Annotated in this window: 15 protein-coding genes; 13 read left to right on the forward strand and 2 right to left on the reverse strand. The window is 65.4% G+C overall.

Annotation, left to right across the window (positions count from 1 at the left end; translation table 11 throughout):
• Positions 1 to 93: 93 nt before the first annotated feature.
• The 9 genes from OU419_RS07765 to OU419_RS07805 all read left to right on the forward strand — a co-directional run bounded on the left by OU419_RS07765 (position 94) and on the right by OU419_RS07805 (position 8,707).
• Positions 94 to 2,895, forward strand: coding sequence for a monovalent cation/H+ antiporter subunit A (locus tag OU419_RS07765; protein WP_254471586.1), 2,802 nt, complete (start codon positions 94 to 96; stop codon positions 2,893 to 2,895).
• Positions 2,895 to 3,236, forward strand: a complete 342-nt coding sequence (locus OU419_RS07770) for a Na+/H+ antiporter subunit C (protein ID WP_254471585.1) — start codon at positions 2,895 to 2,897, stop codon at positions 3,234 to 3,236. Before OU419_RS07765 ends, OU419_RS07770 begins: the two co-directional genes overlap by 1 nt.
• Complete coding sequence (locus OU419_RS07775; protein WP_254471584.1) at positions 3,233 to 4,738, forward strand: monovalent cation/H+ antiporter subunit D; 1,506 nt, start codon at positions 3,233 to 3,235, stop codon at positions 4,736 to 4,738. Before OU419_RS07770 ends, OU419_RS07775 begins: the two co-directional genes overlap by 4 nt.
• Positions 4,735 to 5,235: a Na+/H+ antiporter subunit E gene (locus OU419_RS07780; protein WP_254471583.1), complete on the forward strand. Its 501-nt coding sequence runs from the start codon at positions 4,735 to 4,737 to the stop codon at positions 5,233 to 5,235. Before OU419_RS07775 ends, OU419_RS07780 begins: the two co-directional genes overlap by 4 nt.
• Positions 5,220 to 5,489 carry a K+/H+ antiporter subunit F gene (locus tag OU419_RS07785; RefSeq protein ID WP_254471582.1) on the forward strand — a complete coding sequence of 90 codons (270 nt, stop codon included), beginning with the start codon at positions 5,220 to 5,222 and terminating at the stop codon, positions 5,487 to 5,489. Before OU419_RS07780 ends, OU419_RS07785 begins: the two co-directional genes overlap by 16 nt.
• The gene (locus OU419_RS07790) at positions 5,486 to 5,815 is read left to right on the forward strand and encodes a Na+/H+ antiporter subunit G (RefSeq protein WP_254471581.1); all 330 of its coding nucleotides are present in this window, start codon (positions 5,486 to 5,488) and stop codon (positions 5,813 to 5,815) included. The genes OU419_RS07785 and OU419_RS07790 overlap by 4 nt, the downstream gene beginning before the upstream one ends.
• 133 nt (positions 5,816 to 5,948) lie before the next feature.
• Complete coding sequence (locus tag OU419_RS07795) at positions 5,949 to 6,854, forward strand: DMT family transporter (protein ID WP_254471580.1); 906 nt, start codon at positions 5,949 to 5,951, stop codon at positions 6,852 to 6,854.
• Positions 6,855 to 6,880: 26 nt separating this feature from the next.
• On the forward strand, positions 6,881 to 7,981 hold the full coding sequence (locus OU419_RS07800) for a PLP-dependent cysteine synthase family protein (protein ID WP_254471579.1): 1,101 nt from the start codon (positions 6,881 to 6,883) through the stop codon (positions 7,979 to 7,981).
• Between the two features lie 36 nt (positions 7,982 to 8,017).
• A complete protein-coding gene (locus OU419_RS07805; RefSeq protein ID WP_254471578.1) occupies positions 8,018 to 8,707 on the forward strand; it encodes an aspartate/glutamate racemase family protein in 690 nt (229 codons plus the stop codon).
• A 32-nt stretch (positions 8,708 to 8,739) separates the two neighbouring features.
• Here OU419_RS07805 and OU419_RS07810 read toward each other — a convergent pair whose 3' ends face one another.
• On the reverse strand, positions 8,740 to 9,408 hold the full coding sequence (locus OU419_RS07810; protein ID WP_254471577.1) for a COG3650 family protein: 669 nt from the start codon (positions 9,406 to 9,408) through the stop codon (positions 8,740 to 8,742).
• A gap of 77 nt (positions 9,409 to 9,485) precedes the next feature.
• On the opposite strand from OU419_RS07810, the gene OU419_RS07815 reads away from it, so the two are divergent.
• A complete protein-coding gene (locus tag OU419_RS07815; protein WP_254471576.1) occupies positions 9,486 to 9,884 on the forward strand; it encodes a DUF488 domain-containing protein in 399 nt (132 codons plus the stop codon).
• 123 nt (positions 9,885 to 10,007) lie between these two features.
• On the opposite strand, the gene OU419_RS07820 is transcribed toward OU419_RS07815, so the two are convergent.
• On the reverse strand, positions 10,008 to 10,607 hold the full coding sequence (locus OU419_RS07820) for a short chain dehydrogenase (protein WP_254471575.1): 600 nt from the start codon (positions 10,605 to 10,607) through the stop codon (positions 10,008 to 10,010).
• Between the two features lie 94 nt (positions 10,608 to 10,701).
• Between OU419_RS07820 and OU419_RS07825 the strand changes: the two genes are divergently transcribed.
• From OU419_RS07825 to OU419_RS07835, 3 genes are all read left to right on the forward strand, one after another.
• The gene (locus tag OU419_RS07825; RefSeq protein WP_254471574.1) at positions 10,702 to 11,631 is read left to right on the forward strand and encodes a LysR family transcriptional regulator; all 930 of its coding nucleotides are present in this window, start codon (positions 10,702 to 10,704) and stop codon (positions 11,629 to 11,631) included.
• A 134-nt stretch (positions 11,632 to 11,765) separates the two neighbouring features.
• Entirely contained in the window at positions 11,766 to 12,233 is a 468-nt protein-coding gene (locus tag OU419_RS07830) for an outer membrane lipoprotein (protein WP_254471573.1), read from the forward strand.
• Between the two features lie 14 nt (positions 12,234 to 12,247).
• Positions 12,248 to 12,706 (forward strand): sn-glycerol-3-phosphate transporter, encoded by a 459-nt coding sequence (locus OU419_RS07835; RefSeq protein WP_254471572.1) that lies wholly within the window; start codon positions 12,248 to 12,250, stop codon positions 12,704 to 12,706.
• Positions 12,707 to 12,726 lie beyond the last annotated feature (20 nt).

A 12,726-nucleotide genomic window follows, 5' to 3' on the forward strand; every position in this document is an offset into this window, starting at 1 on the left:
GATAGATATGGATAATCGTTGCCTTCGTTCGCCGGCCGCTTTGCCGCCGGGTCGTTTGTATGGAGGCCGCGCGGCGGCGAATAGGAGTGGGTCATGATTCTGGCGCTGATCATTGCGCTGCCTTTCTTCGGAGTGCTGCTGCCGCTCCTGAGCGAGCGCTTCGGCCGTAGTGCCTGCGCGGCGGCGACCGGCCTGGTGCCGCTTGCCGGGTTGCTCCTGCTGTTCAGCCAGCGCGCGGTGCTCGGCGCCGAGGCACTGGTGGTCGGCACGCCCTGGCTGCCGGAACTGGGGCTTAATCTCAGTCTGCGCCTGGATGGCCTGGGTTTCCTCTTCGCTCTGTTGATTCTCGGGATCGGCCTGCTGGTCATCCTTTATGCCCGCTACTATCTGTCCGAAAAGGAACCCGCCGGGCGCTTCTTCGCATTTCTGCTGCTGTTCATGGGCTCCATGCTCGGCGTGGTGTTGAGCGAGAACCTGCTGCTGATGCTGGTGTTCTGGGAGCTGACCAGCCTGTCGTCGTTCCTGCTCATCGGCTTCTGGGGCTACCGCTCGGATGCCCGCAAGGGTGCGCGCATGTCGCTGGCGGTTACCGGTGGCGGCGGTCTCGCGCTGCTCGCCGGTATCCTGCTGATCGGCCACATCGTCGGCAGCTTCGAGCTGAGTCAGGTGCTGGCTGCCCGGGAAGCGCTGCTGGCCAGTCCTTTGTTCCCGGTGACACTGTGCCTGGTGCTGCTGGGTGTGTTCACCAAGTCCGCTCAGTTCCCGTTCCACTTCTGGCTACCCCATGCAATGGCGGCGCCGACGCCGGTTTCCGCCTATCTGCATTCGGCAACGATGGTCAAGGCCGGCGTGTTCCTGCTGGCGCGCCTGTATCCGGTGCTGTCGGGCAATGACCTGTGGTTCTACCTGGTCAGCCTGACCGGGCTTGCGACGCTGCTGATGGGCGCCTTCATGGCGCTGTTCCAGAATGACCTCAAGGGCCTGCTTGCGTACTCGACCATCAGCCATCTGGGGTTGATCACCCTGTTGTTCGGCCTGGACTCGCCGATGGCCAACGTCGCGGCGATCTTCCATATCATTAACCACGCCACCTTCAAGGCCTCGCTGTTCATGGCCGCTGGCATCATCGATCACGAGACCGGCAGCCGCGACATGCGCCGCATCAACGGCATGTGGAAGTACATGCCGCATACCGCGGTGCTGGCGATGGTGGCCTCAGCGTCAATGGCCGGCGTACCTTTGCTCAATGGCTTCCTCAGCAAGGAAATGTTCTTCGGCGAGACCCTGGCGCAGAACATGATGGGCGGTTTCAACTGGGTGATTCCGACCCTGGCCACGGTAGCGGCGCTGTTTTCGGTGAGCTACTCGGTACGCTTCATCCACGACGTATTCTTCAACGGCGAACCGATCAACCTGCCCAACCCGCATCCCCATGAGCCGCCGCGCTACATGAAGGTGCCGGTGGAGATCCTTGTGCTGATCTGCCTGCTGGTGGGGATCATGCCGTCGCTGATCGTCGGCCCTCTGCTGGCCGGTGCCGCCGCATCGAGCCTGAATGCGCCGCTGCCCGAGTACAGCCTGGCGATCTGGCACGGTTTCAATGCGCCGCTGGCGATGAGCTTCGTCGCCACTGCAGGCGGTGTGCTGCTCTACGTCCTGCGCAAGCCGCTGTTCGACTGGTACGCCGGCCTGCCTGCGGTGGATGCCAAGCTGGTGTTCGAGCAGCAGGTGCAGCGCGTGGTGCGCTTCGCTGGGCGCTGTACCGATCTCCTCGAAAACGGCTCGTTGCAGCGTTACGCCATGTTGCTGGTGCTGGCGGCGGTGGTCGTCGTGTTCGTCGGCCTCGCGCCGCTATCGGGTGTCGAAGGCACGCGGGAGCAGGCCTCGCTGGACGGCATCACAGCCCTGGGCCTGGTGCTGCTTGGGCTGTGCGGGCCGCTCACCGTATGGTTCCACCGCGAGCGCCTGATCGCGCTGATCATCCTGAGCATCGGCGGCCTGCTGGTGGCCCTGGCTTTTGCCCGTTTCGCCGCACCGGATCTCGCGCTGACCCAGTTGTCGGTCGAAGTGGTAACGATGGTTCTGCTGATGCTGGCGCTGTACTACCTGCCCGCGCGTACACCTGCCGCCTCCAGCAGCCTGCGTCGCTTGCGCGACTTCGTGGTGGCGGTCGGCGCCGGGGTGATGGTGACCCTGCTGGCCTATGCGGTGCTGACCCGTCCATACGACAGCATCGCCAGTTATTACCTGGAAAACAGCGTTGCCGGCGGTGGCGGCCATAACGTGGTGAACGTGATCCTGGTCGACTTCCGTGGTTTCGATACCCTCGGTGAGATCACCGTGCTGGCGATTGCCGCAGTGGGGATCTTCGCCCTGCTCGACGGCCTGCGCCTGCTGCGCCGCGAGCACGATGAGGCGGGCCGCGTCTGGGCAGCGGATCGCTTCCCGCCGATTCTCTCGGTGCTGTCGCGGCTGATGCTGCCCCTGGCTCTGCTGGTCTCGGTGTTCATCTTCCTGCGCGGCCACAACCTGCCGGGGGGCGGTTTCATCGCCGGCCTCATCACCTCGGTCGCGCTGATCCTGCAATACATCGCCTGCGGCAACCGCTGGGTGAGCACGCGCCTGCCGCTGGACTACGGCCGCCTGGCCGGGCTCGGCGTGCTGGTCGCCGGTCTCACCGGGCTGGGCAGCTGGTTCTTCGGCTTCCCGTTCCTGACCTCCGCATTCGGCCATTTCAATATTCCGCTCATCGGTGAGATCGAGTTGGCCACCGCGATGCTGTTCGACTTGGGCGTGTACTTCACAGTGGTGGGGGCGACCCTGCTCATTCTTTCGGGCCTTGGCGGGTTGACCGCGCCGCCGGGTACGCCCTCGCTGTCCAAGGAGGCGTTCTGATGGAAGCGCTGTTCGCCATCTCCCTCGGCTTGCTGACCGCCAGTGGCGTCTATCTGTTGCTGCGCGCGCGGACCTTCCCGGTCGTGCTCGGCCTGACCCTGCTGTCCTATGCGGTCAACCTGTTCCTCTTCGCGATGGGCCGGCTGGCTGGCGACCCGGCGGTGATCGGCAAGGTCGCCGACGCCGGTGACCCGATTCCCCAGGCGCTGGTGCTGACCGCCATCGTCATCGGCTTTGCCATGACTGCGTTCGTGATCGTCCTCGCCCTGCGCGGGCAGGCGGAAACCGGCGGTGACCATGTCGACGGCGGAAACGGCCAGGAAGGAGGACTGGATCGATGAATCATTGGCTGATCCTGCCGGTCCTGTTGCCGCTGTTCGCCGGCTGCCTGCTGCTGCTCGCCAGTGCTCTGGGCGAGCGTTTGCAGCGTGGCCTGTCGCTGCTCGCCACGCTGGCGTTGCTGCCGCTGTCCGCGGTTTTACTGCAACAGGCCGACAGTGGCGCGATCCAGTACTACGCGCTGGGCAACTGGCAACCGCCCTTCGGCATCATTCTGGTGCTGGATCGCCTGAGCGCGTTGATGCTGGCGGCCACGGCATTGCTGGCCAGCCTGTCGATGGTCTACGCGCTGCGTGGCGACGACCGCCGCGGCAAGCGCTTCCACGCTCTGTTCCAGTTCCAGTTGCTGGGCCTGAACGGGGCGTTCCTCACCGGTGACCTGTTCAACCTCTTCGTATTCTTCGAGATCCTGCTGATCGCCTCTTATGCACTGCTGCTGCACGGCGGCGGGGCGGGGCGGGTGCGCGCGGGTGTGCATTATGTGGTGCTCAACCTCGTGGGTTCGGCGTTCTTCCTGATCGCGGTGGGTACGCTCTACGGCATCACCGGCACGCTGAACATGGCGCACATGGCCGAGCGCGTGGCGTTGCTGAACGCCGGGCAAGCGCCGTTGGTACACGCCGCGGCGCTGTTGCTGCTGGTGGTGTTCGGCCTCAAGGCGGCACTGCTGCCGCTGTACTTCTGGTTGCCCAAGGCCTACGCCGAGGCCAGTGCGCCGGTGGCTGCGCTGTTCTCGATAATGACCAAGGTGGGCATCTACTCGATCCTGCGGGTGTACACGCTGATCTTCGGCGACCAGGCCGGCGAGCTGGCCAACGTGGCACAGGCGTGGCTCTGGCCGCTGGCGCTGGCGGGCATCGTCGCCGGTGCGCTCGGTGCGCTGGCTGCCACCACGCTGCAGGGCCTGCTGTCGTACCTGGTGGTGGTTTCCGCCGGAACCCTGCTGGCGGCGCTGGCGCTGGGCACCCAGGCGGCTCTGTCGGCGGCGCTCTACTACATGCTGCACAGTATCTGGGTCGCGGGCGGGCTGTTCCTGCTCGCCGACCTGATCGCCCGCCAGCGCGGCGACAAGGGGGGCCGCCTGGTTCAGGGCCCGGCGCTGTTGCAACCGCATCTGTTGGGCGGCGCATTCTTCTTTGGTGCCATTGCCGTTGCCGGCCTGCCTCCGCTTTCGGGCTTCATCGGCAAGCTGATGCTGCTGCGCTCGGTGAGCGGCGGCAGCGAAGCCATAGCGCTGTGGAGCGTGGTGCTGGTCAGTGGCCTGGTCACTATCGTCGCTCTCAGTCGCGCGGGCAGCACGCTGTTCTGGCGCACTGGGCGTACGGTGCTGGGCAGTGCCGAGCGTGAGCCGGTGAAGATGCTGGCGACCTTCGGCCTGCTGGCCAGCGCACCGCTGATGGTGGTCGCTGCGCGGCCGCTGCTGGGCTATGCGCAGGCGACGGCGGCGCAATTGCTGGATGTCGGCCTCTATACCCAGGCGATCCTTCTGGGAGGTGGCGCATGATCCGGCGCGTTCTGCCGCATCCGTTGCTCAGCGTGGTTCTGCTGCTGAGCTGGCTGCTGATGGTCAACGATTTTTCCCTGGGGCACTGGGTGCTCGGCGCATTTCTTGGCCTGGCGCTACCGCTGCTGTGCCGCAACCTGCTGCTGTCCGCGCCGCGCATCCGCCGGCCGGGCCTGCTGCTGCGCTTCATCGCGCTGGTTCTGTACGACATCGTGGTGGCCAACCTGCAAGTGGCGAAGCTGGTGCTGGGGCCGCGCAGCCGCCTGCAACCCGGCTTCGTGGAGATCCCGCTGGAGCTGACCGATGACCTGGCCATCACCATCCTTGCCAGTGTCATCACCCTGACGCCCGGAACCTGCTCGGCCGACCTGAGCGCGGACCGCCGGACCCTGCTGGTCCACGGTATTGACGTGCCGGACCCGCAGGCACTGGTGGCCGACATCAAGGCCCGCTACGAGGCGCCGTTGAAGGAGGTGTTCGAATGCTCGGCTACATGATTCCCGTTTGCCTGGCGCTGCTCGGGCTTGCCGTGCTGCTGACGGTGGCCCGGCTGATTCGCGGCCCGGGCGCGGCCGACCGCATCCTGGCGCTGGACACGCTGTCGATCGAAGCCATCGCGCTGATCGTGCTGTTCGGCATGTGGAAGGGCAGCGGCCTGTACTTCGAGGCGGCGCTGCTGATCGCGGTGATGGGTTTCGTCAGCACCGTGGCCCTGTCCAAGTTCCTGCTGCGCGGAGACATCATCGAATGAGTGTTCTGATCGAAGCGCTGGTCTGCCTGCTGCTGCTTGCCGGCAGCCTGTTCGCCCTACTCGGCGCCATCGGCCTGTACCGACTGCCGGACTTCTACACCCGCCTGCACGCACCGACCAAGGCCTCCACCCTGGGCGTGGGCGGGGTGATCCTGGCCTCGATGCTGTACTTCAGCACCCGTGGCGAGGGCGTCAGCCTGCATGAACTGCTGATCACCGTGTTCCTGTTCATCACCGCGCCGATCAGTGCGCATTTGCTGGCCAAGGCTGCCATGCAACAGCGCGCACCGGTGAAGCCGGGTACCGAGGGCAAGCCCTGGGAGTAAGGGCGAAGTTCCCGCCGGGGCGGCGTGCCTGCTTGCAGGCATTTCGCCCATACAGTTTCACCGCGATTCTGTATCTGTCGGTGCGCGCCGCTGGCCTCCTATACTCCAGACGTTCTTCTGACTGGAGCGTCCCATGCAGCAATCCCGGCCGTTCGCCCTGGCGTGTCTGGTGTTGGCCATGGCGCTCTGGGGCAGTTCCTTCATTGCACTGAAATTCGCCTTCCAGGAAATGCCGGCTATGTGGGTGATTTTCGCGCGCATGGCCCTCGGCAGTCTGATCTTCCTCGTCGCCTGGCGCTGGCGTGGGCGAATCGATTACCGGCCGGGCGACTGGAAATGGCTGCTCGCGCTGGCAGCATGCGAGCCGTGCCTGTATTTCATCTTCGAATCCCTCGCGCTACAGCACACCAGCGCCGCCCAGGCCGGCATGATCACGGCACTGTTGCCGCTGCTGGTGGCGATGGGGGCGTTCTTCCTGCTGCGCGAGAAGATCGCCCGCAACACGTGGCTGGGCTTCGCCCTGGCGGTGCTCGGCGCGCTGTGGCTGACCCTGGCCAGTGAGGCGAATGGGCATGCGCCCAATCCGCTTCTGGGCAACTTTTACGAGTTGCTGGCGATGCTCTGCGCCACCGGCTACACCTTGCTGCTCAAGCATCTGTCGGCGCGCTATTCGCCGTTCATCCTGACGGCCATGCAGGCGTTCATCGGTTCACTGTTTTTCCTGCCGTTGGCGCTGGTCAGTTCCGGATTGCCGAGCATGCCCGGCATCAGCGGCCTGCTGGCGCTGGTCTATCTTGGCAGCGTGGTGACCGTAGGTGCCTACGGTCTCTACAACTTCGGCGTCAGCCGCCTGCCGGCGAGCCAGGCGACCGGCTTCATCAACCTGATCCCGGTGTTCACCCTGATCTTCGCTGCGCTGCTGCTCGGCGAGGTGCTTACCGGCCAGCAGGCGCTGGCGGCTGCGCTGGTGTTCGCCGGGGTCGGCCTCAGCCAGTGGCGCAGCGCGTCGCCCACCGCACCGGCCGGCGTACTGGACTGACCCACAGCCAACGGAGAGGTATCGACATGCCCGCCCAAGACCGCAACTGGACCCGCGAGGCCATCCGCATCATCGAGGCGGATTTCCAGCGCTGTGCCGACACCCACCTAGTCCCGCTGGAGATGCCGGGGCTGCCCGGCGTCGACCTGTATTTCAAGGACGAGTCCAGCCATCCCACTGGCAGTCTCAAGCATCGCCTGGCGCGCTCGCTGTTCCTGTATGCGCTGTGCAACGGCTGGCTGCGCCCCGGTGCGCCGGTGATCGAAGCGTCCAGCGGTTCCACGGCGATTTCCGAGGCGTACTTCGCGCGGCTGCTGCGCTTGCCGTTCATTGCCGTGGTGCCGGCTTCCACCTCGAAGGAGAAGATCGCGCAGATCGCCTTCTACGGCGGCCAGTCGCACCTGGTGGAAGACCCGACGCAGATCTATGCCGAATCCGAACGGTTGGCCAGGGAAACCGGCGGCCACTTCATGGACCAGTTCACCTACGCCGAGCGCGCCACCGACTGGCGGGCGAACAACAACATCGCCGAATCGATCTTCCAGCAGATGCGCCATGAGCGCTTCCCGGAGCCGGCCTGGCTGGTCTCCAGCCCCGGCACCGGCGGAACCCTGGCGACTCTCGGACGCTTCGCCCGCTACCGCCGCCATGACACCCGGGTGATGTGCGCCGATGCCGAGCGCTCGGTGTTCTTCGATTGCTACTGCAGCGGCGACCGCGACCTGTCGCTGAGCTACGGCTCGCGCATTGAGGGTATTGGCCGGCCGCGCGTCGAGGCGTCGTTCCTGCCCGAGGTGATCGATGCCTGCTGCAAGGTGCCCGATGACCTTTCGCTGGCGGCCATGCACTACCTGGCGCAGCGGCTGGGGCGGCGTGTCGGTGGCTCCAGCGGCACCAACCTGATCGGTGCGCTGCTGGTCGCCCGGCAGATGGTGGCCCGTGGTGAGAGCGGCTCGGTGGTGACCATTCTCTGCGACAGTGGCGAGCGCTACGAGACCACCTACTACAACCCGCTCTGGCTGATTTCCCAGGGCTTCGACCTCGATCCGCTGATCGCCGCGGTGCGTGAGTGCGCGGAAGAGGGCAGCGGATTGCCCGGGGAGATTCCCGCGCATGGCCTTTGCTGAGCGCAAGGGATACATCTGAACAAGGAAAGACCTGAAATGAACACCATTGGCCTGATCGGCGGAATGAGCTGGGAATCCACCATTCCGTACTACCGGCAGATCAACCAGACCATCAAGGAACGCCTGGGCGGGCTGCACTCGGCGAAGATCGTGCTGTACAGCGTCGACTTCCACGACATCGAGCGCCTGCAGCATGCCGGCGACTGGGACGCGGCCGGGCGGATGCTGGCCGATGCGGCGCGCGCGCTGAAGGCCGCGGGCGCGGACTTCCTGGTGCTGTGTACCAACACCATGCACAAGGTCGCGCCAGCCATCGAGGCGGCAGTGGACATCCCTCTGCTGCACATTGCCGACCCGACTGCGGAGGCGATCCGCGAGGCGGGGATCACGACGGTCGGCCTGCTGGGAACGCGCTTCACGATGGAGCAAGCATTCTACAAGGACCGCCTGGCCGAGCGCTTCGGGTTGCAGGTGCTCACGCCCCCGGACAAGGAGCGCGAGGTGGTGCACCGGATCATCTACGAAGAACTCTGCCTGGGGCGGATTCTCGATGAATCGCGCGAGGCGTATCGGCAAGTGATTGCCTCGCTGCAAGAGCGCGGCGCCCAGGCGGTGATCCTCGGCTGTACCGAGATTTCCCTGCTGGTCGGCCCGCAGGATGCGAAGGTGCCGCTATTCGATACCACCGCCATCCATGCGCGCCAGGCTGCTGAACGCGCGCTCTGAAACTGGGCGGGGATAACCCCGCCACGGGGTGGTCAGTCGCCGCTGGAACCGCCCGGGTAGGCGCAGCCGTGCATGACCTGGCTGTCCACGCGCAGCTCGGCGGAGAGGTTGCTCAGTGCGCCGCTCATGCCGTCCTGGCAACGTGCCGGGGCGACCCACAGCTCCAGCTTCTCGCCGTTGGCTTCGCTGGAGTAGCTGGTGCTGCCGTTGGGCAGGCCTTCCGCGATGTAGGGCACTACCAGCGAGGGTTTGCCGGGCTGTTCGAGCAGCAGGCCCTGGTTGTTGATCAGCACGCTCCAGCCCGGCTCATTGCCGTGGGCGCGGACGATGCTGCGCTTGAAGTTCGGGTCGTCGCAGCCGGCGCCTTCATTCTGCAGACGGTACAGCTTGCTGACTTCCAGCTTGCCGTCGGTGCCGGCGGCGGTGCTGCCGCTGAAGTTTCCGCGCAGGTCGACGAACAGGGTGCTGGCACCATCCTCGAAGAGGGTCTTGGCTTCACGGGGCAGGCCGGTGTTGCCGCTATCCTCGATACTGAAGCGGCGTTGCTCGCTGCAACTGCGGAAGACCAGCTTGCCGTCCTGCTGGCTCAGTTCGCCCTGCAGGCGGGTGCTGGCGTTAAGGTCGGTCTTGTCGGGTGTCCACACCTGGCAGGCGGCGAACAGAGGTAGCAGGCTGTAGAGGATGAAACGGCTGGATCGCATGGACGGACTCCCTCGAAAGTGGGCTCACGTTACCGAGCGAGGCCGGGCATCTCAAGGACTTGTGCAGGAGAAAGTCGATGATTCGTTGCAAGCGAGCCTATGAGCCGGCGGCCGCGGAAGACGGCCAGCGGGTGTTGGTGGACCGCCTCTGGCCAAGGGGCATCCGCAAAGAGGCGCTGCATCTGGAGCACTGGGCCAAGGACGCATCGCCGTCCAATGAACTGCGTCAGCGCTTCCATCATGACCCGAGCCTGTTCGAGGAGTTTCGAACGGCCTATCACGCTGAGTTGAACGCTCACCCGGAGCACTGGATGGGCCTGCTGGACCTGGCCCGCAAGGGTACGCTGACGCTGCTCTATGGCGCGAAGGATGAGGAACACAACAACGCGCGGGTGCTGGCGGAATTCCTCGAAGACGAGTTGGAGAAACAGGCCGAGGGGAGTTCGCCGGTCTGCTATGCGGGGAAGACCGAGTGAGGTTCCGTTCGCGAGCCTGCGCGCCAGTTGGCTCGCGGAGCCGCAGGATGGGTGGAGCGAGGTGCTACCCGCCGGCAACGCTCACCGGTTCGTCGATGGATATCGCGTCGCTCCACGCCACCGTCACCAGATTTTGTAGACCTGCCCGGTCTGCGCCCCTTCTACGCTGCGAGCGAAGCCCAGCGCCGCGTCCGCAGCCGGAACCGGCTTGAAGCCACGGAAGAACGGTGCGTAGCTCTCCATCGACTCCACCAGCACGTTCGGGCTGACCACGTTGATCCGCTGGCCGCGCGGCAGCTCCAGCGCGGCGCTGCGTGCGAAGCCTTCCAGCGCGCCGTTGACCAGGCTGGCCGAACTGCCCAGGACGATCGGCTGCTCGCTGAGAATGCCACTGGTGAGGGTGAAGGAGGCGCCGTCGTTGGCGTAGCGGCTGCCGATGAGTACCAGGTTCACCTGCCCCATGAGCTTGTCTTTCAGGCCGACCGCCATCTCCTCTTCGCCCATTTCGTCGAGCTGGCCGAAATGCACTTTGCCGGCGGCGCTGACCAGTGCGTCGAAGCCGCCGGTCTGCTCGAACAGCGCGCGGATCGACGCGCTATCGGTGATGTCCACCCGCAGGTCGCCGCTATTGCGGCCGACGCGGATGATTTCGTGGCGCTGGCCCAGTTCAGCCTCAACCGCCTTGCCCAGGGTGCCGCTGGCACCGATCAGGATGATTTTCATGAAAGCTCCGAGGGGATTTGTAGGGAAGACGGGGCCAGTCTAGAGTGGCATTTCGTTGTGATAATCCTGCCAATTGACAACCTTTGGTTTTCATATGGAAACAATAGCCGGCGATCTGGAAGACCTTTCCGCCTTCGCCATCCTGCTGGAAAGCGGCAGTTTCACCCGTGCCGCGGAGCGCCTGGGATGCAGCAAGGGGCAACTGTCGAAGCGCATATCGGCGCTCGAGCACGCGCTGGGAACGACACTGCTGCACCGGACCACCCGGCGCCTGTCGCTGACGGCCGCTGGCACGGCGCTACTGCCGGAAGTGCAGGCACTCAACGCCCAGGCATCGCGGGCGCGGCGCGCAGTGCTGGCGTTGCAGGAAGAAGCCCAGGGTACGGTACGCCTGAGTGTGCCGGTGTCTCTGGGGGAGACTTTCTTCGATGCCTGGCTGATGGAGTTTTCCCGTGAGTACCCGGACATTCGCCTGGAGCTGGATCTGTCCAACGAGCGCCGCGACCTGGTGGCGGATGGCTTCGACCTGGCCATTCGCTCCGGCAGCATGGCCGGTGACGAGCGCCTGGTGGCGAGGCCGCTGTTCGCCTTGCAGGAACTGACCTGCGCGACGCCGGCCTACCTGGAGGAACACGGCGCTCCGACATCGCCGGCGGAGCTGGGCGGGCACTCCTGCCTGCAGAACACCCACTACCCGGATCATGACGTCTGGCTTTACCAGCGTCGCCATGAGCTGTTCCGGGTGTCCGTCGGCGGCGTGCTGGCGAGCAATCACTACACGTTGCTGAAGAAGGCCGCGCTGGCGGGGGCGGGCATCAGCCGACTGCCCTCCTACATGATTCAGCAGGAACTGGCCGAGGGCCGCCTGGTCTGGCTGTTGCGCGACTATCAGACCCGCACCCAGCCGGTGTTTCTCATCCATCCCTACCAGGGGCGCCTGCCGCGCCGCACGCAGTTGCTGGCCGACTATCTGTTGCGCTGGTTCGAGCGCAGTCGCCGGCAGTTGGTGGCACTGGAGGGCTGACGAAGGCCGCTTCTGGGGGCGTTCGGCGCCGGAGAGGTTCGTTCAGCGTTGGTTCAGAGAGGGTTCAGGGGGAGTTCAGGGGCAGGACCGTAGCATTTGCTCATCCTTTTTGAAAGCCCTTCGAGGTGCTGACCATGAACCGTCCCACTCTGCTGCTTGCCGCACTGTTCACCACTTCCACTCTGGTCCTGACGGGCTGCGCGTCGAACCTCTCCGGTTCGAGCTACTCCCGCGCTGACGCCCACGCCGTGCAGAACGTCCGCATGGGCACCATCGAATCATTGCGTCCGGTGCAGATCGAAGGCACCAAGACGCCCATCGGCACCCTGGCTGGCGCTGCTGTCGGCGGTATCGCCGGCAACTCCATCGGCGGCGGTCGTGGCAAGGCCATCACCACCATCCTCGGCGGTGTCGCCGGCGGCGCGGCGGGCTCGGCGGTGGAAGAGGGCATCACCCGTACCCAGGGCGTGGAGATCGTCGTTCGCGAAGACAGCGGCGCTACCCGCGCCTATGTGCAGGCGGTCGATCCGGCCCAGCAGTTCCGCATCGGTGATCGCGTTCGCATCATGACCGTCAACGGCGCCAGCCGCGTCGCCCTCTGAACGGAGGATGCGCCATGCGCCGCCTTCTGCTCGCTCTGCTGCTGACCCTCGGCTGTGCTGCCGCCCAGGCCGGCAGCGAGGGCTTCTGGTACCTGCAGACCAGTGTCTACACCACGCACTGGAGCAACGACCCGGAGCACAACAACCATCAGGAACTGATCGGCCTGGAGCGCAACCGTGCCGACGGTGTGGTCTGGGGCGGCGCGACCTTCAAGAACTCGTTCAGCCAGCGCTCCAACTATGCCTACGCCGGCAAGCGCTTCGACTGGGATGGCACGCCGTTCTACGCCAAGGTGACCGGCGGTGCGCTGCAGGGATATCGCGGCGACTATCGCGACAAGATCCCGCTCAACCGCTTCGGCGTGGCGCCGGCGATCATTCCGTCGCTTGGCGCCAACCTGGGGCGGGTCGGCACCGAGCTGGTGGTGCTGGGTAATGCGGCGGCGATGGTGAACGTCGGTGTACGTTTCTGATCACGATCCGCGGACATGAA

Source organism: Pseudomonas triclosanedens (assembly GCF_026686735.1).
Taxonomy (GTDB): domain Bacteria; phylum Pseudomonadota; class Gammaproteobacteria; order Pseudomonadales; family Pseudomonadaceae; genus Pseudomonas; species Pseudomonas triclosanedens.

Excerpts from the sequence above, each read along its gene's own strand:
- OU419_RS07765 (WP_254471586.1), top strand. The coding sequence starts at position 94 with ATGATTCTGGCGCTGATCATTGCGCTGCCTTTCTTCGGAGTGCTGCTG.
- OU419_RS07770 (WP_254471585.1), top strand. The coding sequence starts at position 2,895 with ATGGAAGCGCTGTTCGCCATCTCCCTCGGCTTGCTGACCGCCAGTGGC.
- OU419_RS07775 (WP_254471584.1), top strand. The coding sequence starts at position 3,233 with ATGAATCATTGGCTGATCCTGCCGGTCCTGTTGCCGCTGTTCGCCGGC.
- OU419_RS07780 (WP_254471583.1), top strand. The coding sequence starts at position 4,735 with ATGATCCGGCGCGTTCTGCCGCATCCGTTGCTCAGCGTGGTTCTGCTG.
- OU419_RS07785 (WP_254471582.1), top strand. The coding sequence starts at position 5,220 with ATGCTCGGCTACATGATTCCCGTTTGCCTGGCGCTGCTCGGGCTTGCC.
- OU419_RS07790 (WP_254471581.1), top strand. The coding sequence starts at position 5,486 with ATGAGTGTTCTGATCGAAGCGCTGGTCTGCCTGCTGCTGCTTGCCGGC.
- OU419_RS07795 (WP_254471580.1), top strand. The coding sequence starts at position 5,949 with ATGCAGCAATCCCGGCCGTTCGCCCTGGCGTGTCTGGTGTTGGCCATG.
- OU419_RS07800 (WP_254471579.1), top strand. The coding sequence starts at position 6,881 with ATGCCCGCCCAAGACCGCAACTGGACCCGCGAGGCCATCCGCATCATC.
- OU419_RS07805 (WP_254471578.1), top strand. The coding sequence starts at position 8,018 with ATGAACACCATTGGCCTGATCGGCGGAATGAGCTGGGAATCCACCATT.
- OU419_RS07810 (WP_254471577.1), bottom strand. The coding sequence starts at position 9,408 with ATGCGATCCAGCCGTTTCATCCTCTACAGCCTGCTACCTCTGTTCGCC.
- OU419_RS07815 (WP_254471576.1), top strand. The coding sequence starts at position 9,486 with ATGATTCGTTGCAAGCGAGCCTATGAGCCGGCGGCCGCGGAAGACGGC.
- OU419_RS07820 (WP_254471575.1), bottom strand. The coding sequence starts at position 10,607 with ATGAAAATCATCCTGATCGGTGCCAGCGGCACCCTGGGCAAGGCGGTT.
- OU419_RS07825 (WP_254471574.1), top strand. The coding sequence starts at position 10,702 with ATGGAAACAATAGCCGGCGATCTGGAAGACCTTTCCGCCTTCGCCATC.
- OU419_RS07830 (WP_254471573.1), top strand. The coding sequence starts at position 11,766 with ATGAACCGTCCCACTCTGCTGCTTGCCGCACTGTTCACCACTTCCACT.
- OU419_RS07835 (WP_254471572.1), top strand. The coding sequence starts at position 12,248 with ATGCGCCGCCTTCTGCTCGCTCTGCTGCTGACCCTCGGCTGTGCTGCC.